The sequence below is a fragment of the Pseudomonas sp. HK3 genome, from assembly GCF_052920985.1.
Window position 1 is genome coordinate 1,165,470 of the sequence record NZ_JBREXD010000001.1, and the last position, 18,839, is coordinate 1,184,308.

17 protein-coding genes, 1 tRNA gene and 1 pseudogene are annotated in these 18,839 nt (G+C 43.7%); 8 read left to right on the plus strand and 11 right to left on the minus strand.

The features are described from left to right. Positions 1-8: 8 nt before the first annotated feature. The gene (locus ACU6U9_RS05555; RefSeq protein WP_446734066.1) at positions 9-233 is read right to left on the minus strand and encodes a hypothetical protein; all 225 of its coding nucleotides are present in this window, start codon (positions 231-233) and stop codon (positions 9-11) included. 274 nt (positions 234-507) lie between these two features. Here ACU6U9_RS05555 and hemB point away from each other — a divergent pair, with 274 nt between their 5' ends. Both hemB and ppk1 read left to right on the plus strand, forming a co-directional pair. After that, positions 508-1,518: a porphobilinogen synthase gene (hemB, locus tag ACU6U9_RS05560; protein ID WP_446734067.1), complete on the plus strand. Its 1,011-nt coding sequence runs from the start codon at positions 508-510 to the stop codon at positions 1,516-1,518. 65 nt (positions 1,519-1,583) lie between these two features. Beyond that, entirely contained in the window at positions 1,584-3,671 is a 2,088-nt protein-coding gene (gene ppk1 / locus ACU6U9_RS05565; protein ID WP_446734068.1) for a polyphosphate kinase 1, read from the plus strand. A gap of 100 nt (positions 3,672-3,771) precedes the next feature. Here ppk1 and ACU6U9_RS05570 read toward each other — a convergent pair whose 3' ends face one another. Next, on the minus strand, positions 3,772-4,476 hold the full coding sequence (locus tag ACU6U9_RS05570; protein ID WP_446734069.1) for a Ppx/GppA phosphatase family protein: 705 nt from the start codon (positions 4,474-4,476) through the stop codon (positions 3,772-3,774). A gap of 26 nt (positions 4,477-4,502) precedes the next feature. Beyond that, positions 4,503-5,276, minus strand: a complete 774-nt coding sequence (locus ACU6U9_RS05575; RefSeq protein WP_446734070.1) for a Ppx/GppA phosphatase family protein — start codon at positions 5,274-5,276, stop codon at positions 4,503-4,505. 260 nt (positions 5,277-5,536) lie between these two features. Here ACU6U9_RS05575 and trxA point away from each other — a divergent pair, with 260 nt between their 5' ends. The 4 genes from trxA (at position 5,537) to ACU6U9_RS05595 (ending at position 10,067) form a co-directional block, all read left to right on the plus strand. After that, positions 5,537-5,863, plus strand: coding sequence for a thioredoxin TrxA (gene trxA / locus ACU6U9_RS05580; protein WP_446734071.1), 327 nt, complete (start codon positions 5,537-5,539; stop codon positions 5,861-5,863). Between the two features lie 190 nt (positions 5,864-6,053). Next, a complete protein-coding gene (rho, locus tag ACU6U9_RS05585) occupies positions 6,054-7,310 on the plus strand; it encodes a transcription termination factor Rho (protein ID WP_446734072.1) in 1,257 nt (418 codons plus the stop codon). A 265-nt stretch (positions 7,311-7,575) separates the two neighbouring features. Then, positions 7,576-9,054, plus strand: a complete 1,479-nt coding sequence (ubiD, locus tag ACU6U9_RS05590) for a 4-hydroxy-3-polyprenylbenzoate decarboxylase (RefSeq protein WP_446734073.1) — start codon at positions 7,576-7,578, stop codon at positions 9,052-9,054. Positions 9,055-9,062: 8 nt separating this feature from the next. Continuing rightward, complete coding sequence (locus tag ACU6U9_RS05595; protein WP_446734074.1) at positions 9,063-10,067, plus strand: 2Fe-2S iron-sulfur cluster-binding protein; 1,005 nt, start codon at positions 9,063-9,065, stop codon at positions 10,065-10,067. 1 nt (position 10,068) lies between these two features. Here ACU6U9_RS05595 and ACU6U9_RS05600 read toward each other — a convergent pair whose 3' ends face one another. The 3 genes from ACU6U9_RS05600 to ACU6U9_RS05610 all read right to left on the minus strand — a co-directional run bounded on the left by ACU6U9_RS05600 (position 10,069) and on the right by ACU6U9_RS05610 (position 13,136). Then, a complete protein-coding gene (locus ACU6U9_RS05600; RefSeq protein WP_446734075.1) occupies positions 10,069-12,282 on the minus strand; it encodes a TonB-dependent receptor in 2,214 nt (737 codons plus the stop codon). A gap of 64 nt (positions 12,283-12,346) precedes the next feature. Next, positions 12,347-12,967, minus strand: a complete 621-nt coding sequence (locus ACU6U9_RS05605) for an SDR family NAD(P)-dependent oxidoreductase (protein ID WP_446734076.1) — start codon at positions 12,965-12,967, stop codon at positions 12,347-12,349. A 28-nt stretch (positions 12,968-12,995) separates the two neighbouring features. Beyond that, entirely contained in the window at positions 12,996-13,136 is a 141-nt protein-coding gene (locus tag ACU6U9_RS05610) for an SDR family NAD(P)-dependent oxidoreductase (RefSeq protein ID WP_446734077.1), read from the minus strand. A 163-nt stretch (positions 13,137-13,299) separates the two neighbouring features. On the opposite strand from ACU6U9_RS05610, the gene ACU6U9_RS05615 reads away from it, so the two are divergent. Next, on the plus strand, positions 13,300-13,452 hold the full coding sequence (locus ACU6U9_RS05615) for a hypothetical protein (RefSeq protein ID WP_446734078.1): 153 nt from the start codon (positions 13,300-13,302) through the stop codon (positions 13,450-13,452). Between the two features lie 237 nt (positions 13,453-13,689). Here the strand turns inward: ACU6U9_RS05615 and ACU6U9_RS05620 are convergent. The 3 genes and pseudogenes from ACU6U9_RS05620 to mutY form a co-directional block, all read right to left on the minus strand. Further along, a tRNA-Phe gene (locus ACU6U9_RS05620) sits at positions 13,690-13,765 on the minus strand. Between the two features lie 101 nt (positions 13,766-13,866). Continuing rightward, entirely contained in the window at positions 13,867-14,142 is a 276-nt protein-coding gene (locus ACU6U9_RS05625) for an oxidative damage protection protein (protein ID WP_446734079.1), read from the minus strand. Then, positions 14,139-15,177 (minus strand): annotated as a pseudogene (gene mutY, locus ACU6U9_RS05630) (A/G-specific adenine glycosylase). The gene ACU6U9_RS05625 and the pseudogene mutY overlap by 4 nt, the downstream one beginning before the upstream one ends. Positions 15,178-15,408: 231 nt before the next feature. On the opposite strand from mutY, the gene ACU6U9_RS05635 reads away from it, so the two are divergent. Beyond that, positions 15,409-15,864 carry a hypothetical protein gene (locus ACU6U9_RS05635; protein ID WP_446734080.1) on the plus strand — a complete coding sequence of 152 codons (456 nt, stop codon included), beginning with the start codon at positions 15,409-15,411 and terminating at the stop codon, positions 15,862-15,864. A 4-nt stretch (positions 15,865-15,868) separates the two neighbouring features. Here the strand turns inward: ACU6U9_RS05635 and ACU6U9_RS05640 are convergent, their stop codons facing one another. Next, positions 15,869-18,274: an EAL domain-containing protein gene (locus ACU6U9_RS05640; protein ID WP_446734081.1), complete on the minus strand. Its 2,406-nt coding sequence runs from the start codon at positions 18,272-18,274 to the stop codon at positions 15,869-15,871. Continuing rightward, positions 18,274-18,816: a YfiR family protein gene (locus tag ACU6U9_RS05645; protein WP_446734082.1), complete on the minus strand. Its 543-nt coding sequence runs from the start codon at positions 18,814-18,816 to the stop codon at positions 18,274-18,276. The genes ACU6U9_RS05640 and ACU6U9_RS05645 overlap by 1 nt, the downstream gene beginning before the upstream one ends. Between the last annotated feature and the right edge of the window lie 23 nt (positions 18,817-18,839).

Genomic DNA, 18,839 nt, shown 5'->3' on the forward strand with positions numbered 1-18,839 from the left:
ACCCCAGCCTAAACCAAAAATTGCACACCACCAATTAATGTAAGCGCCGCGGCTCCAGGAATCGATAACGCGGTTGCAACCACGTAGACCACAAAGAAAATAGCCCCTGTTAGCAATGGTTGCTCACTGAACAATTGTTGATAAAAGTCTGGCGTGAGGTATTGCTGGGCATCAAACATCACCAGCGCGGTGATAATGGCCGCCAGAGCAGCAATAATAAGAAACTTTTTCATATTGGGTCCATTTAAAAATATCAGTATTTTGTTTTGAGCCAGTATGCAGGGCTTAGTTCAGATAAACACCTAAAGACAATGGAAAAGTCTTAACTATCACACTATAAGTGAGTCATACGGGTCTATTGGATCGTTTTTAAGCGCTATAATGAATAATATTATTCCACTGTCATACGCATCATCATTGTTTTTAGTTTGCCCGCCTCAATGGTAAGCAAAAATGTAAGGCTTGCAGTACAATAGTGCGCAAATTAAAAATAGCTGGGAGTCCACCATGGCATTTTCCGATGGCCAACGTTTTTTTCCTGAAACTCGCATGCGTCGTATGCGTGCTGATGGCTTTAGTCGCCGTTTAATGCGCGAAAATCAGCTAAGCCCAAACAATCTAATCTACCCAATGTTTATCTTAGACGGTAAAAACCAACGCGAACCCATTATTTCTATGCCGGGTATCGAACGTTTATCCATCGATTTGGCCGTACAAGAATGCAAATTGTTAAGCGCTTTGGGTGTACCGGCTGTAGCGCTGTTCCCTGTTACACCAAACGAGCATAAAAGTGAGTTCGCCGAAGAAGCCTATAACCCAGATGGTATCGCCCAGCGGGCGGTTAAAGCCATAAAAGAGGCCTACCCTGAAATGGGCGTCATCACAGATGTGGCCCTTGACCCATTCACCACTCATGGCCAAGACGGCATCATTGATGAAACAGGCTATGTATTAAACGATCGCACCGTTGAAACCTTAGTGATGCAAGCCGTTAGTCACGCAGACGCCGGCGCCGACATTGTCGCCCCAAGCGACATGATGGACGGCCGCATTGGCATGATCCGCGCTGCTCTTGAAGAAACCCAGCACGTGAACGCACGCATCCTAGCGTACAGTGCCAAATACGCCTCGGCTTATTATGGCCCCTTCCGTGATGCAGTGGGCAGTGCAGGCAACCTTGGTAAAGGCAACAAGTTCAATTACCAAATGGACCCAGCCAATTCTAACGAAGCCTTGCACGAAGTGAGCATGGATTTATCCGAAGGCGCTGACATGATCATGATCAAGCCTGGCATGCCTTATTTAGATATTGTGCGTCGCGTAAAAGATGAATTCCAAGCACCTACTTTTGTATACCAAGTGAGCGGCGAGTACGCTATGCACATGGCTGCGGTACAAAACGGCTGGTTAGACGAAAAAGCAGTCATGATGGAAAGCTTAATGTGCATTAAACGTGCAGGTGCTGACGGCATCTTGACCTATTTTGCTAAAGCTGCCGCTCTTGAGATGAATAAGTAAGTTATCGTCATCTTTCAGTCATCTAAGGCAGTTAGCATCACGAATTTTTTATAATAAGGATCATTATGAGCACAGCGAATACTGAAAACAGCATCGATTTAAGTTCACCGGAATTTTATTTTAACCGTGAGCTAAGCCACATGCAGTTTAATATTCGCGTGCTTGAGCAAGCGCTAGATGATGCCCACCCCTTATTAAATCGTTTAATGTTCTTATGTATTTTTTCCAGCAACCTTGATGAATTTTTTGAAGTCCGCGTTGCCGAGCTAAAAAAACAACTTGCCTTTAGCCGAGAGATACCAGGGCCAGACGGCTCCCCTCCGGCGGATGTACTTGAACAAATCTATCATCTGGTCAGCCACACCGTCGAACGTCAATACATTATTTTAAACGAAAAGCTCTTTCCTCAATTAGAAGAAGAAGATATTCGCTTTATTCGTCGCGCCGACTGGACAACCAAACAAAAAAATTGGGTGAAAAAGTATTTCAATGAAGAAATTCAGCCCGTTATTAGCCCCATTGGTTTAGACCCTGCGCATCCTTTTCCACGTTTGGTTAATAAGTCTTTAAACTTTATTGTTGAGCTTGACGGTAAAGATGCCTTTGGTCGTAACACCGGGCTAGCATTGATTCCCGCTCCCCGTTCATTACCGCGCATATTGCGCCTACCGGATGAGATTTGCGAGGGCGGCGATAACTACGTATTTTTATCCAGCATGATTCACGAATTTGCTGACGAATTATTTCCCGGCATGAAAGTAAAAGGTTGTTACCAGTTCCGCTTAACTCGTAATGCCGATTTAACCTTTGATAAAGAAGACGTAGCCGATTTAGCGAGCGCCTTAGAGGGTGAATTACATGAACGTGATTTTGGCGATGCCGTACGCTTAGAAGTTGCGCACAATTGCCCACCGCCACTTTGGCAATTTTTGCTCGATAAATTTAATTTAACCGAACAAGACTTATACCGGGTCAACGGCTTGGTAAACGTGCATCGTTTAATGGCCGTGGCGGCTGGCGCTGATCGCCCTGAATTACGCTACCCGTCATTCACGCCTAGCATCCCTAAAGGTTTACAAGGTAAAAAAGATTTTTTTGAAGCCATTCGCAAAAATGACCAACTGATTCTTCATCCGTTTCAAAGTTTCACCCCGGTTGTGGACCTTGTGCGCACAGCCGCAAAAGATCCTGATGTGCTCGCTATCAAACAAACCTTATACCGCACAGGTGCCACCAGTGAGATTGTTGATGCGCTAGTTGATGCCGCACGCAAAGGTAAAGAAGTCACCGTGGTCATCGAGTTACGCGCACGCTTTGACGAAGAGGAAAACCTGCACCTAGCCAACCGCTTACAAGAAGCGGGTGCCGTCGTGGTGTATGGCGTCGTAGGGTATAAAACGCACGCAAAAATGTTAATGATTGTGCGCCGCGAAAATAAAAAGTTACGCCGTTACGTACACCTAGGAACGGGTAACTACCATGCGGGAAATGCACGCTTATACACAGATTACAGTTTAATCACCTGTAACAAAGACATTACCGAAGACATACACAAGGTATTCCAGCAATTAACAGGCATGGGCAAGGCGCTGAGTATTAAAAAAATCTATCATGCCCCGTTCACTCTGCATAAAAGCTTACTTGCACTGATTGCAAAAGAAGCCGATAACGCGAAACATGGCAAACCCGCGCGCATCATTGTAAAAGTAAATTCGTTAACTGAACCAAAAATCATCAAAGCGCTTTACCAAGCCAGCCAAGCCGGTGTTGAGATTGACTGTATTGTTCGCGGCATGTGCCGATTGGTACCCGGTATTCCCGGCGTCAGCGAAAACATAAGAATACGCAGCATTATTGGCCGCTTTTTAGAACACACCCGTGTGTATTATTTTGAGAATAATGGCGCATCAAAAATATTTGGTGCCAGTGCCGATTGGATGGAACGTAATTTATTAAATCGCGTAGAAACGTGCTTCCCCATTGATAATGAAAAGTGGGCAAAGCGTATGAAAAGCGACCTCGAATTATATTTAAGTGACAACTGTCAAAGCTGGATCTTACAGCGCGATGGCACCTACATTAAGTTAGAGCCAAAACAGGGTGAAGAAAAAATTAACGCACAACAGCTATTGCTCGATACGTTAGCGGTTTAATTACTCACAATCCTTTAAACATAAAACAAACTTAGCAATAAAAAAAGCCCTATAAAATTATTTTATAGGGCTTTTTTTATTAGTTATTTATTGATGCCACTTATTGAAAAGTAAAATCAAACATGCCTTCTTCTAGTAGTACTTTCTCACGTTCAAGGTCCATTACTGTCATGGGATTTTTTTCAAGATAACCTTCAGGGAAGGTTAGCTTAATCGAGAATTTGAATGCTTTAATCGTCGGATCAACCACTTCATCGATGCCACGACCAAAATGCAATAACACCGCTAAACGCAATAAAATACAAAGCCGCATATGCGTTTTGGCCCCTCGCTTTGTCATTGGCTCTACATCTTGAATAGGGAGCTTTTTACGATGCCCCTTTAATAAAATGGCGAGGGTTTCTTGATTTTGTTTACTAAAGCCGGGCATATCACAATACTGTACCAAGTACCCGCTGTGTTTATGATAAGCACTGTGGGCGATGGCCAAACCGACTTCATGTAAATTAGCGGCCCAACGCAGCCAGTCTTTACAAACGGGTTCATTAATTTTCCAGCGTTCAGCGACTTGCTCATATAAATAAAGCGCCGTATTTTTTACACTTTGTGCTTGGCCTGTATCCACCACAAATCGAGATTGCATAGCCGCTACGGTTTTTTCACGCACATCCTCATGATTCACACGACCTATTAAATCGTACAATGCACCTTCTCGTAGGGCGCCGTCACTGTAGGTTAGGTGTTCTATCTCTAATACTTCAAAGATCGCAATTAATATGGCCAAGCCTGCCGGGAAAACTTGCAAACGCTGATCTTTAACACCCTGTAACTCTAATTTATCGATATGCTTTTTTGTTGCACCAGCATCTTTTTTAAAGCAACGAGTGCTTTTAAATTAATGCCTTCTTCCGCCAATCCATAATTAACCAACACTCGGCTGGTCGCTCTCATAGTACCTGAGCTGCCAACAACATTTTGCCAGCCAATTCTGCGATACATGGCTTTGATCTGGAATAATTCGCGCTTAGCAGCCGCAATGGCATAAGAGAATGCCGCTTCGGTTAAATGACCTTGGGCAAAAAAGCGATCAGTAAAAGTAACGCAACCTAAGCTGAGACTTTCCATTCTTAATGGCGCAAAGCGTTCACCAATAATAAATTCGGTGCTGCCGCCGCCAATATCGATCACCAAACGTTTGCCATCGTCATCTGCCAGCGTATGAGCCACACCCAAATACACCAAGCGGGCTTCTTCAATACCGGAAATAACTTCAATGGGGAAACCCAAGACTTTTTTCGCTTTTTGCATGAAGCCTGAGCTATTTGGGGCCGCGCGTAATGTATTGGTGCCAAGGATCGTCACCAGATAAGGATTCAAGCCTCTTAAATGCTGCCCAAACCGTTTAAGGCAAGCTAAAGCGCGCTCTTGCGCGTCTTCTGCTATGCCGTGCACAGGGTCTAATCCTGCGGCTAATTGTACTTTTTCGCCACGTTGATCAATGATTTGTAGCTGACCATTAATTAAGCGCGCCATAACCATGTGAAAGCTGTTAGAGCCTAGATCGACGGCCGCTAACACTTGCTGGGACTGAACACTGTGTTCCATAAACCACTGTATCTTATTGATAGGAGCAAATGGGTATTTTGCACGCTTACGCCTAAGATGCCAGCGAAACCCCGCAACACCCGTTGATAAACATCATCATTGCACCCATATAGAAACCACATATGCCTTTTTTGGGCATTTATTAGTCAAATTCTAACTATGGCGCAAAACAGTAATTACTTGAACCAAGGGTTCGAGATGCTATGATTGGCCCAATTGAAAATTGCACATTCCTGTGACACTGAACGAGTATTTAGTCCATGAGCGAAAACATTATTACCCTTACTGACGATTCTTTTGATGCTGACGTTTTACAGTCTGACGTACCAGTCCTTGTGGACTACTGGGCTGAATGGTGTGGTCCTTGTAAAATGATTGCACCTGTACTTGAAGAAATCTCTGAAGAGTACGCTGGCAAACTGAAAGTCGCTAAATTGAATATCGACCAGAACGAAGCAACACCCCCTAAGTTTGGTATCCGTGGTATCCCAACACTTATGATCTTCAAAGGCGGTCAAATTGAAGGCACTAAAGTAGGTGCGTTGTCTAAGTCTCAGCTAACTGCATTCATTGATAGCACCATCTAGATCGATGCATGAAAAACCCAGCATTGTGCTGGGTTTTTATTTATTGAGTGTTTTTTGGCTAGTTTCTGGACTCAAAAAATAAAAGGGACTATAGTTAGTTCAAAGCAAGTATCGGGCGGTTCCGCTCAAATCTAATTCAAAAAAAAGTAATTCCCTCATTTAATTCTTCACACAGAACTCTCAGATCCATATGAATCTTACAGAACTCAAGAAAAAATCAGTTGCTCAACTGCTAGAAATTGCAGAAGGCATGAGCATGGAAAACGTGAGTCGCTCACGTAAACAAGATCTTATTTTCTCCATCCTAAAACGTCACGCCAAAGGCGGCGAAGACATTTACGGTGATGGTGTACTCGAGATATTACAAGATGGCTTTGGCTTTTTACGCTCTGCTGACAGCTCTTACCTGGCAGGCCCAGACGACATCTATGTAAGCCCTAGCCAAATACGTCGTTTTAACATGCGTAAAGGTGACTTCTTATCTGGCAAGATCCGTCCACCTAAAGACGGTGAACGTTACTTTGCTCTACTTAAAGTCAATGAAGTTAACGGCGAAGCACCAGAAAAATCAAAAAGCAAAATCTTGTTCGAAAATTTAACACCGCTTTTCCCTAATGAGCGCTTCACGTTAGAACAAGGCACCGGCAGTACTGAAGACTTATCAAGCCGCATCATCGACTTGATCGCACCAATTGGTAAAGGTCAACGTGGCCTGATCGTAGCACCGCCTAAAGCCGGTAAAACCATGCTACTGCAAACCATTGCTCAAGCGATTACGCACAACAATCCAGAATGCGAAATGATCGTTCTGTTGATTGATGAACGTCCTGAAGAAGTAACCGAAATGCAGCGTAGTGTACGCGGCGAAGTAGTTGCCTCTACGTTCGATGAGCCACCAGCACGTCACGTTCAAGTGGCTGAGATGGTCATCGAAAAAGCTAAGCGCCTAGTTGAACACAAACGCGATGTGGTTATTTTATTAGACTCGATCACACGTCTAGCGCGTGCTTACAACACGGTTATCCCTTCATCTGGTAAAGTATTAACCGGTGGTGTTGATGCTCACGCACTCGAAAAGCCAAAACGTTTCTTTGGTGCAGCGCGTAATGTTGAAGAAGGTGGTTCATTAACCATCATCGCAACGGCACTTGTGGATACAGGTTCTAAAATGGACGAAGTTATCTACGAAGAATTCAAAGGTACGGGTAACCAAGAGTTGCACCTTGATCGTAAAGCCGCTGAGAAGCGTATTTACCCTGCAATGAATATCCGTAAATCAGGTACGCGTCGCGAAGATCAAATGATGCCTGAAGCTGAACTGCAACGTTTGTGGATTCTGCGTAAGATCATCGCCGAGATGGAAGATCTATCAGCGGTTGAATTTATGATCGATCGCTTAAAAGGCTCAAAAACTAACGAAGAATTCTTCCTTACTATGAAAGGCTAAGAGTGAGATGCCTGACGAGAGATGTGAGACGCCAAAGCATTTTGCTCGCACCACACACCTCCCGTCGTAATTCTAGTTTTTGTGAGAAAGCAGCTTCGGCTGCTTTTTCTTTTTCAGCTAAATTAAAGTAAACTGTACTTCTTTACATTACAACGTGGGAAGTGTTTTTCCCCTTTATTTATAAGGTTTTTGTGGCGTAATCGAAGAAAAGTAGAAGCATAAAATTAGCGTCTTACGTCTCCCTTCTTACATCTCACGATCAAATATGAAATATAAAGACTTACGCGACTTCATTAATCAGCTAGAAAAACAAGGCGAGCTAAAACGTATTAGCATGCCGGTGGACCCTAAACTGGAAATGACTGAAATCTGCGACCGTACGTTACGTGCCGGTGGCCCTGCCCTGTTATTTGAAAACCCTGTGGGTTCTGATGTTCCCGTTCTTGCTAACTTATTTGGCACACCTAAGCGTGTGGCCATGGGCATGGGTGAATCCAGTGTTGAGGCATTGCGTGAAGTGGGCAAGTTACTGGCCTTTTTAAAAGAGCCAGAGCCTCCAAAAGGCCTAAAAGACGCATGGTCGAAGCTACCTATCTTTAAAAAAGTATTAAGTCTAAGCGCTAAAGTGGTTAAAAAAGCACCTTGCCAAGAAATCATACTTGAAGGCGATGACGTTGATTTAGGCAAATTGCCGATTCAACACTGCTGGCCAGGAGACGCCGCACCGCTCGTGACTTGGCCATTGGTTATCACTAAAGGCCCAAATAAAGATCGTCATAATTTGGGAATTTATCGCCAGCAGGTTATCGCAAAAAATAAACTCATTATGCGCTGGCTGAGCCACCGTGGTGGGGCATTAGATTTTCGTGAGTTCCAACAACAAAACCCAGGTCAGCCGTATCCTGTATCTGTGGCACTGGGCGCTGATCCCGCCACTATATTAGGCGCTGTCACACCCGTGCCCGATACGCTTTCTGAATACGCCTTTGCAGGGCTATTACGTGATTCTCGCACAGAGGTGGTTAAATCCATTGGTAACGATTTAATGGTCCCTGCTAGCGCGGAATACATATTAGAAGGTTATCTGTACCCAGATGATATGGCCGACGAAGGCCCATTTGGTGACCACACCGGTTACTACAACGAAGTGGACCAATTCCCGGTTTTCACCGTAGAACGCATTACCCATAGAAAAGACCCCATTTATCACAGCACCTATACTGGCCGTCCACCAGATGAGCCTGCCATTTTAGGCGTTGCGCTAAACGAAGTATTTGTACCGATTTTGCAAAAGCAATTTCCTGAAATCACTGATTTCTATTTGCCACCTGAAGGTTGCAGCTATCGCATGGCGATTGTCACCATTAAGAAGCAATACCCGGGTCATGCAAAACGGGTGATGCTAGGTGTGTGGTCTTTCTTGCGTCAGTTCATGTACACCAAATTTGTCATAGTAACCGACGATGATGTGAACGCACGGGACTGGAACGATGTTATTTGGGCCATTACCACTCGAATGGATCCAACCCGAGACACCACATTAATCGACAATACACCCATCGATTATTTGGATTTTGCGTCTCCGGTTTCTGGTCTTGGCAGTAAAATGGGCCTAGATGCGACCAATAAATGGCCCGGTGAAACGGATCGCGAATGGGGCACACCCATTGTCATGGACGAAGCGGTCAAACAAAAAGTAGACGATATGTGGGATGAACTGAGTATTTTTGATGAAGAGTCCTAAACTCTAATATGAAGCATCAAATTATCATTCAACCCAAGGGGCTTACATTTGAAGCCCATGAGGATGAAAGCGTTCTTGATGCCGCCACACGTGCAGGTATCAAGATCCGTAAGAGTTGCACCAATGGCAATTGTGAAATCTGCAAAGCCACATTACTCGCTGGGGTTGTTGATACACCAGAGGGGAAGAAGACTGCAGATCATCCAGACGTTAACCCATTGCTTTGCTGTGTATCAAAACCGCACAGCGACCTAATTTTGGAGCTAGACAAGGTGCTAGGACCCGGAGAAATTGCTTTGCAGCATGTTGCTTTTCAAGTGCAGGCTGTTGAAGCCTTAAGCGGTAGTGTTTACAAGATTGAATTGTTAGCCCCAGCAGGTAAACCTGTTAGCTACCATGCAGGCCAATATTTAGAATTGCTGATTGAAGGCGGGGAATACCCTTTTACAATCGCAAGCGCACCCAATGACCGTCGCGTTGAATTGCATCTTGGTGTCAGTGATGACAATCAATCAAGCCAAACTATTTTGAAACACTTGCAAACGAACCCCACGGTACGTGCCCGTTTACCTAAAGGCGATGTTTGGCTTAAAACCGAAGCGGATCAATTTAACTTACATGACCCCCTCGTATTTATTGTAGCCGGCACTGGATTCGCGCAAGCAAAAGCCATGATTGAAGAACAGCTTAAACATCAGCACAGCGCCATTCATTTATACTGGATCAACCGTGATGCCAGCGGGTTTTATTCGACTCTTGCAAAAGAATGGTCTGATAAGGGTTTGATTTATTATCATGCCATGACACCCGAATCACCTGAGTGTGAGTTTTTCACCGAGCATACGGTTGAAGAATTAATGCATACAAAACTAGGGAACCTTTCGAATATTAAAGCCATCGCTTGTGGTAGCCCGAACTTTGTTTACAGCGTACTAAGCGGGCTAGAAGAAAAAGGCTTCCACCAGTCTCAAATGCTAAGCGACGTATTTGCTTACGCACCAAGGCCCGAGTAAGTTAAAAGTGTAATCTTAAGCTTGCCTCAATCATCCGAGGCGAGCCCAGTGCCACTTGATTAGGGTAATAAACATCACTCCAGGGCGCGTATACTTCATCCGTCATGTTTCGCACGCTAATCGCGGCTCTAAACTGCTCCCCTTCATAAGCCATAAAAGCATTAAGTAGTTCATACGATCTAAGCTCAATGGTATTCACCGTATTCGCGTATCGACTAGAAACATAGTTATAACCCATACCCCATTCAATGGGCATCGCAAAAATATTGTTAACACTCAGCCACGTACTCAGCATATGCTTTGGTACGTTTACAGGTGTTTTGTCCCCTACTTTAAGCCCAACAACAGGATCATAGTAACCATCGTATTCGGCATCTACATACGCATAATTTCCGCCAAACCTTAAATGCTCGGAAACATCATGTTTCATTGCAAACTCAAACCCTTGTGAATTCAAACTGCTTTTAGACACGGCATCATTGGCATTGATTTGGTAATGTTGATCTTTATTAATATGGTAAACCGCCAGCGATAACTCAGTGGTTTTATTATAAATGGATTTTAACCCTACCTCATACTGCGTAATACTCGACGGTGCTAAATGTTGAATATCATAAAAATACGTGAGCCCATCATCGATAGGGTCTTGCTGCTGAGCAACATTTACATAAAAAATTGTGCCTTCTATTACTTTAAATGTTGTTCCTAAAAAGTAACGCTGTTGATTAAATTGTTTATCTAATGATGAGCGCGCTCTAACAGCATCGTCAAAACCAATATACAACTGATCAAAATAAATGCGTTCAAATCTTACATGGCTATGAACGGTCCACTGTGAGGTAAGGTCAATTGAATATTGAATCACCAAGGCATCGGTAATCACTGTCTGTTTATCTTGTCTGTGATCGACATCGCCAAAATTGCCAGCACTGGGTTCAAATAAATCAACATCATCAACAACGTTTGAATCCCCTTCACCTACATTGCGTGCAAGCTCATCGTTCGTACTAATACCAACATTACGAGTAAAGTCATTCGTACTGGTAATAACATTGAGTGCTAATTTTTGCGGCTTTTGCCAGGCATCAAAACGATGAATCAGTGCCAAATTTAAACCCCGCACATAACGTTGGTGTTTAATTAAAAGGCGATCTCGTTGCACACGCTGACTGCTTGCATCGTATGTATATGTTTCAGCATTTTGCCAAAGACGTTCAGCGGTAAATTGATAAATACTGGCCTTAAAATCTGTTTGTTGATTAACAGCCCAATTGGCATCAAACCTGAACCAGTAACTATTTGAATCAATGATGCTGTCCGTAACGTTGTAGTTGTTATATCGAGTGGCAAGATCCACTACACGGTCATCATCGGTGCTAACGACATCACCACTTGGGTTTTTAGCATCACTTAAAGGCACCAGCGGTGTGCCCCAATAGGCGGGTAAATTATCATCGGTATAACTGCTGTAAAGTAAAACATCCATATTAGCTATCGGCCTGTAAGCGTAGGACGCCGATACATTCAACGATTGCGAATCGGTATCGTCTACCCATCCGTCACTGCTATTACGATTAACATCTAAACGATAAGCGTGCTCTTGATCCTTAGATGCATTGATACCCACATTATAAGACTGCGTATTAAAACGGCCGTATCGTGTGTGTACATCAATGGTTTGTTCGGCAAATGCTGGCTTTTTAGTAATAATATTAACCGTGCCGCCAGCCGAGCCGTCGTTAGCATTTAGCACGCTGGCTCCTTTTACAACTTCAATGCGATCAAGATTAAATGATGATTGCGGTCGCATATTTAATGTGGATACCCCCATCGACACACCGTCGTATAAAACACCAACCGAATTACGAGTAAAACCTCGAGTGCTAAAACTATAGGGCTCTGATGGGGATTCACCTGAAAGCACACCCACCATGCTCTCAACCACTTCAACCACATTATTTAAACCACGTGCTTCTATGGTTTTAGAATCAACAACATCAATAGAGGCTGGGATTTTGAGGTTCGTTAGAGAGAAGGGGTTATTGCTGTAGGGGACATACGCTAGATTCAAACTGCGCACGGCGGCACCTGTGACTTTAATACGACCCAATTCCTGTAAACTTAGGTCAAATAGCGCCTCTTCGTTAACTGACGCCCAAACAAAGCTGTTCGTAAAAATCATGCCGCTGCACAATATAATTGCGTTAAATTTCATTTCTACATCAACTAAATACATCCTTGTATTCAGTCTAGACCAGTAATGATCTATTAAAATTGAGCTAGGCTTTTTTCTCTACCATTGAGAACACAAGACTTGGAAAGAATCGTTTAAGCGTCAGCGCCAACATAGAAAACCCCTCGCCTACCGCGATTTCTTTTTTCCCTTTGTTCATTTGCGCCACTATAATACGAGCACACTTATCCACATCCATTCCGCCTTTAATATCGTCATCATCCACGCCAAAATTTTCGCCATTGGCGGTGACGGCATTCTTGGACACATCCGTTTTAATAAAGCCTGGCGTAATCGTACTAACCTGAATACCATACTGAGTCACCTCCGCTCGCAAGGCATCAAAGAACCCCATAACGGCATGTTTAGCCGCACAATAACCCGTACGCCACTTCACCCCGACCTTGCCTGCCACGCTTGATGTCACGGCAATATGCCCCGAACCCTGTTTGACCATGACCGGTAACACTTGTTTCGTCAGCGCAATTTGTCCCAGTACATCCACATCTAACAAGGTTTTATACACAGATAAATCAGTGTCTAAACATAACGAACGCTGAGAAATACCCGCGTTGTTAATGAGTACATCAATGGTTTTAAAATGAGCAGTCACGGCGAATACCTTCTCAGCCATGGCCGCGTGCTCGGTAACGTCTAAGGGCAACACCAGTACATCGGATTCGTTAGCACCAAGATCAACACAGACTTGTTTTACACGTTGTAGTTCGGGGCTCCCGACGGGCAGATAAAACTAACTGACACCCTTGTTTGGCGTATTGCTTTGCCAACGCCTCACCAATGCCTGAAGACGCGCCTGTTATCCACACTACTGACATACCGATACCCTTTTTATTATTTTGGTTAGATAAAACTCAGCTTGCCAGTTAAGTTAACGAAAGAGAACAGCCATATGTGACACCTTCGCTCATTAAAGCCCGCTCATTGTATCGATGCTTTATCTTCTATGCTTAGTGATAAGCAATCTGAGTTTGTTTCATCATGGCCTCATTAGACATCTATAAATCCATCGCGATATATTATGTGCGCCTGAAGCTAGAGGAAGCGGCTAAGTTAGCTTATAAAAGAGGCGATAAAGAAAAGTATTTAAAATATCAGCGTCAAATCAAAAAACTCAAAGAGATAGAGGAATAACTCTAACCATTTTGTTACAAACATAAAACGTGCTGATTAAGCGAGATATTTAAAAATACGGGATAGTGCCCAGAGGCGTGATCATTGCGAAGCAATAAGGTGACAAAGTCAGGCGAAGCCCAAGCGTAGCGACGCCTAATCTAACCACCAAACATAAAGAGTGTTCGATCCGCCATTCTAAATATGACAGGCAAAAAAAAGCCCCGATTAAATCGAGGCTTTTTTAAGAATTCTGGATGGTGCCCAGAGGCGGAATCGAACCACCGACACGAGGATTTTCAATCCTCTGCTCTACCGACTGAGCTATCTGGGCATATCAACAAGGGCTATGCCTGTCGAGGTGGCGTATTAAACCTGTAATCGAGATTAGTGTCAACCCTAGCAACCAATAAATTTCGCTTAGTTATCAGCCACTTAATCTTTGTCATCTTCTTTGTAGCCTTCTGCCTGATCGACCTCTTCGCCTGCGAAGAATTTCGCCATTTGGCCCTGTAAGTATTTCCGGCTCGTCATATCCATCATATTCAGGTGCTGCTCGTTAATGATACGAGTTTGGTGTTCCATCCAATCAAGCCATGCTTGCTTGCTTACATTGTCATACACATCCTGACCCAATGGACCCGGAAAAGGAGGCTTATCCAAGCCTTCTAGTTCTTTTTGATAGCGACGGCAAATAACAGTACGGCTCATAAACTTTCCAATAATTTTTTCACAGGGGCCGCCAAGCCTACACTGGCTGGCTGCTTAAGGTTATACCAGAGCATGGCAGACTCAGCTACTTGCTCTACCTTGGCTTTTAGCTGTATTCGAATCGGGTGAATATCAAGGTGATAGTGGCTAAATGTATGGCGAAACACGTCGGAGTGCTCAACGCTTTTGATATCTTGCTCTGCAAGCATTGCATGCTCGAACAGCTCATCCTCGACACTTTGCTGTGGGAAGATCCACAGCCCCCCCCAAATACCGCTGTTTGGCTGTTGCTGCAACAACACGTCGTTATCGTGCTGCAACATCAATAGTCGTATGGCTTTAACTGGCTTCTCTTTCTTAGGCTTACTGTTTGGGAACTCTTTTACAACGGTCTTGTGCATAGGCTTCGCATTGATTGACCAAAGGGCAAATCTGGCATTGCGGCTTACTCCGAGTACACAAGGTTGCGCCTAGATCCATCATCGCTTGAGTGTAATCCCCCGTGCGCTTAGCGGGTGTATAGCGCTCGGCGATGATCCACATTTCATCGGCTATTTTTTTATTCCCAGGCCAGCCTTCAACGGCATGAAAGCGACTGAGCACACGCTTAACATTGCCATCTAAAATGGCGGCGTGTTTGTCCATGCTAATGCTGGCGATGGCACCTGCGGTAGAGCGACCAATACCAGAAAGGGCTTCTAACTCTTCTACGGTTTGCGGAAATTCGCCGCCAAAGTCATTAACCACGGTTTGAGCGCATTTATGCAGATTACGAGCACGGGCGTAGTAACCAAGGCCGGTCCAATGATGCAGGACTTCATCAGAGCTGGCGCTTGCTAGATCCTGCACGGTAGGGAACGATGCCATAAAACGTTCATAGTACGGAATCACGGTCACAACCTGAGTTTGTTGCAGCATAATCTCAGACACCCAAACGCGATACGGTGTTTTGTTGTGCTGCCAAGGTAAATCGTGGCGACCATTATCATCGAACCAGCTAAGGACAGCTTGGCTAAAAGCAGAAGACAAATTCATGGAAATACTAACAAAATATAAAGCGTGCAAGCCTACCTGAATGCCCCTCTAGATGTAAGAAAAAAGCACTGTATTTCACTGTCTTACCAATCACTGCAAACACATATTAAAACCGGCAATTCTTTGCCTAAGCGGACACCTATGTTGCTGTTTAGAGGTTTAATCGCACGCTTTTTCCGCTTTTCATATGGCATATATACTGCTTTAACAGACAATACCATGGAGGCCATCATGAATATTAACCCTACACAGACTGCACACAACTTTCCCACTCAGCCTGACCCAAAACAAACGCACAAAGCCAGCCAAAGCTTTACTGATGTGATGGGCAAGCAATTGCAAGTGGAGCAAAAGACAGCACGTACAGGCCCGGCTCTTACAACACAAGCACGCTCTGATGTTCAATCGGATCAACAAGGCTCGACTAAAACCGATCCGCCTCAAACCACAAAGCGAAGCGCTGCTTCAATAGAGTTTCAAGAATACATGTCTAAGAATGATGCCGAAAAAATGCGTTTATCTATGCTAAAAGAAATGGGACTAACCGAAGAAGAGTTTGAACAACTGCCGCCAGAGGCACAGTTTGCCATTGAGCAAAAAATACTGGCGCGCCTTAAGCAGCAGAACGGTGTTGACGATACCGCACTGAACACCGCAAGCCCTCAATCCATGTTTAACCTTTCATAAGAGATTACAACTGCAGTAAGCTTTCTTGGATTGGACGCTGAATATAGGATTCCAATTCATCTACTGGCATGGGGCGAGCGATCAAGTAACCTTGGCCATATTCACACCGGTTTGCACGCAAGAAGTCAATTTGCTCTTTGGTCTCAATGCCTTCTGCCACCACTCGCAAATTCAGTTTATGGGCCATGGCAATCACGGCGGCCGTGATTTCCATATCACTGACATCATTTGGAATATCCATTACAAATGAACGGTCTACCTTTAATACATCAATTGGAAAACGCTTAAGATAACTTAAAGACGAATAGCCTGTGCCAAAATCATCAATGGCAATTGAAATGCCCATTTGCTTAATTTTACGCATGGTGAAGATGGCGTTTTCCACATGGTCCATCAATGTACTTTCGGTAATCTCAAGTTCAATAATATCCACAGGGCAGCCAGTCATCTTAATACTTTCGTTTAGGTCGTGAATCAAATTGGGATCACTAAACTGACGCGCTGATAAGTTCACCGCGACTTTTGCATGTTCCGGCCAAATGCCTAAATCAATTAAATGTTTTATTTGCATTAAGCTTTGGCGAAAAACAAATTTACCAATCGGTATAATCAAACCACATTCTTCGGCAATGGGAATAAAGCGGTCCGGCGGCACCATGTCTTTGCCTTTTGGCTTCCAGCGGATTAACGCCTCGACACCAATAAAGCGATAACTTAATAAATCAATTTTTGGTTGAAAGTAAATAATGAACTCATCATTATTTTCGATAGAATGCCTTAGATCTTTTTCAATTTCTAAGTAACCCATCATTTCTTTGTTCATATCTTCAGAGAAAAATTGAAAATTATTACGGCCCATCGCTTTCGCACGGTACATGGCCATATCAGCGTTACGCATTAATTTGTTAGCATCACTGGCATCCGTTGGCGACATAGTGATACCAATACTGACGGTATTAATAACCGTTTGGTTTTTTAAGGTAATGGGTTTACATAAGCATTTCAAAATTTTATCGGCTATGTGACGCACACCGTGAGTCGAATCCACATCACTTAACAAGACGGTAAATTCATCACCACCAATACGGCTAACAGTATCGGTTTCACGTACGCTATCGCGCAAACGCTGAGCGGTTTCGACTAATAGCTGATCACCTGCATCATGACCCAAACTATCGTTAATACGCTTAAACTGATCCAAATCTAAAAACAAAAGCGCGACAAACGTACCGCGACGTTTGCTTTCAACAACGGCTTTGTTCAAACGATCTTGAAACAAACGGCGATTTGATAAACCCGTAAGCGGGTCATAAAACGCAAGATTTTCCATTTGTAGTTGGGCATTTTTTAAATCGGTAATATCACTAATGGCCCCCATGTAACCATAAATTTCGCCTTTACCATCATGCAATACACTGGCTTCGATAATGGTCCAGGTGATTTCACCTTGTTTTTCAAAGCCAACCTCAACAACAAATTCTTGATGACTTTGAATTAACGCGCTCCACGCTTTTAATGTACGCCGTCTATCTTCTGAACGAATGCGCCCCAGCCAATGCTCTAAATTCGCTAAAGGTTGATTGATACCTGTAATTTCAGACCAGCGACTATTCACGTATGTGATTTGATGCTGTAAATCAATTTGAAATATGCCAACAGGCGATAACGTGGCTAATTGACGAAACTTTTCTTCACTGGCATACAGGCGAGCGGTTTCATTTTCAATTTTGCTGAGCATGCCATTAAACACATCAGCCATGTCGCCAATTTCATCTTTCACTTCTTTCTCTGCCCGCAAACTATAATCTTGTTGCTCGGTAATATCGCGGGCTGTTTTTGTGATTTTTTGAATCGGCTTTAACAAAAGATACTGTAAGTACTTTGCGATCAACATAGACAACGCTAAAACAACAAACGTCACCAGCAGAATAAACATTAACTGTTGCTGCCAACGCTCATTAAGCCAGTCTAAGCTTAAGCTCATGTAGAGCGTACCAACCGGTAGCCCGTCTAATTCAATGGGCTCATAAATTTCAATGGTGTCATTAATGCTTAAATCTGTTTCTTTCGGGTTACCGGGGCATCGCTTTTGATCTAAATGCGTGAAGTGATGTATTGCAAATACTTGCTGGCCGCTGTCATAAATACAGGCCATCAACACGTTAGGGTTTTCCCCTAGCGCTTTTAAGTTGGCTTCGGCTTGTTTAGCATCACCAAAAATAAGCGCCGCTGTACTGCGGTTAGCCACAATACCGGCTAATATTTTCATGTCTTCAGAAACATTATTCACTTCTTGAACACGATCGTAATACACCAAGGTGACCGAACTGGCGACCACTGCAAATACACTGGTAATAACAATACTGGCGATCAGTTTAGTTTTAAGATGCAAACGAGGCAGCCAAGACATTATTGCGACCCTTTTTGAATCTTACTGGCCACTTCTAATAAATTAGCGGCAAATGACAAACCAGACGTTCGAGCTAAATCCACATTAATATGTAAACGTACCCTTTGGTTCTCTAACACAAACACAACCATGGCTTTTTCGATGGATTCAGCGCCATCTGCCACCGTTAATACAGGGTGTTGTTTTAACCAAGTTTGTAATTCAGTCGAGTTAATTGAGTCAGGTGATGACAGCAGAAGCAAATGACATTGCTTTGCTTGGGATAAGTTATCAACAGGCTGTAAACGCACAGGGCGATTAAAAACCGTTCGCCCTACCATTTTTTGCAAGTTACCTTGATAGGTATCTGAACCCAATAAACACAGGTTAAAGTGCTCAAATTGTTTACGTTCGTCAGGCCAAAAAACAAACTTACTGATTTGATATAAATAAGCTGACTTTATTTGGCTCGTATTAAGTTCGCTGAAGGCATTACTAGACCCGCCAGCAAAACATACAGTAGCGACTAAAACGAACCATATATGACGCCAACCTTTGGCCATATAAGACATTTTCCACAGTTAGA

Bases quoted from the DNA above. Each gene is read 5' to 3' on its own strand.
- ACU6U9_RS05555 (WP_446734066.1), bottom strand. From the start codon at position 233: ATGAAAAAGTTTCTTATTATTGCTGCTCTGGCGGCCATTATCACCGCG.
- hemB (WP_446734067.1), top strand. From the start codon at position 508: ATGGCATTTTCCGATGGCCAACGTTTTTTTCCTGAAACTCGCATGCGT.
- ppk1 (WP_446734068.1), top strand. From the start codon at position 1,584: ATGAGCACAGCGAATACTGAAAACAGCATCGATTTAAGTTCACCGGAA.
- ACU6U9_RS05575 (WP_446734070.1), bottom strand. From the start codon at position 5,276: ATGGAACACAGTGTTCAGTCCCAGCAAGTGTTAGCGGCCGTCGATCTA.
- trxA (WP_446734071.1), top strand. From the start codon at position 5,537: ATGAGCGAAAACATTATTACCCTTACTGACGATTCTTTTGATGCTGAC.
- rho (WP_446734072.1), top strand. From the start codon at position 6,054: ATGAATCTTACAGAACTCAAGAAAAAATCAGTTGCTCAACTGCTAGAA.
- ubiD (WP_446734073.1), top strand. From the start codon at position 7,576: ATGAAATATAAAGACTTACGCGACTTCATTAATCAGCTAGAAAAACAA.
- ACU6U9_RS05595 (WP_446734074.1), top strand. From the start codon at position 9,063: ATGAAGCATCAAATTATCATTCAACCCAAGGGGCTTACATTTGAAGCC.
- ACU6U9_RS05600 (WP_446734075.1), bottom strand. From the start codon at position 12,282: ATGAAATTTAACGCAATTATATTGTGCAGCGGCATGATTTTTACGAAC.
- ACU6U9_RS05610 (WP_446734077.1), bottom strand. From the start codon at position 13,136: ATGTCAGTAGTGTGGATAACAGGCGCGTCTTCAGGCATTGGTGAGGCG.
- ACU6U9_RS05615 (WP_446734078.1), top strand. From the start codon at position 13,300: ATGGCCTCATTAGACATCTATAAATCCATCGCGATATATTATGTGCGC.
- ACU6U9_RS05625 (WP_446734079.1), bottom strand. From the start codon at position 14,142: ATGAGCCGTACTGTTATTTGCCGTCGCTATCAAAAAGAACTAGAAGGC.
- ACU6U9_RS05635 (WP_446734080.1), top strand. From the start codon at position 15,409: ATGAATATTAACCCTACACAGACTGCACACAACTTTCCCACTCAGCCT.
- ACU6U9_RS05640 (WP_446734081.1), bottom strand. From the start codon at position 18,274: ATGTCTTGGCTGCCTCGTTTGCATCTTAAAACTAAACTGATCGCCAGT.
- ACU6U9_RS05645 (WP_446734082.1), bottom strand. From the start codon at position 18,816: ATGGCCAAAGGTTGGCGTCATATATGGTTCGTTTTAGTCGCTACTGTA.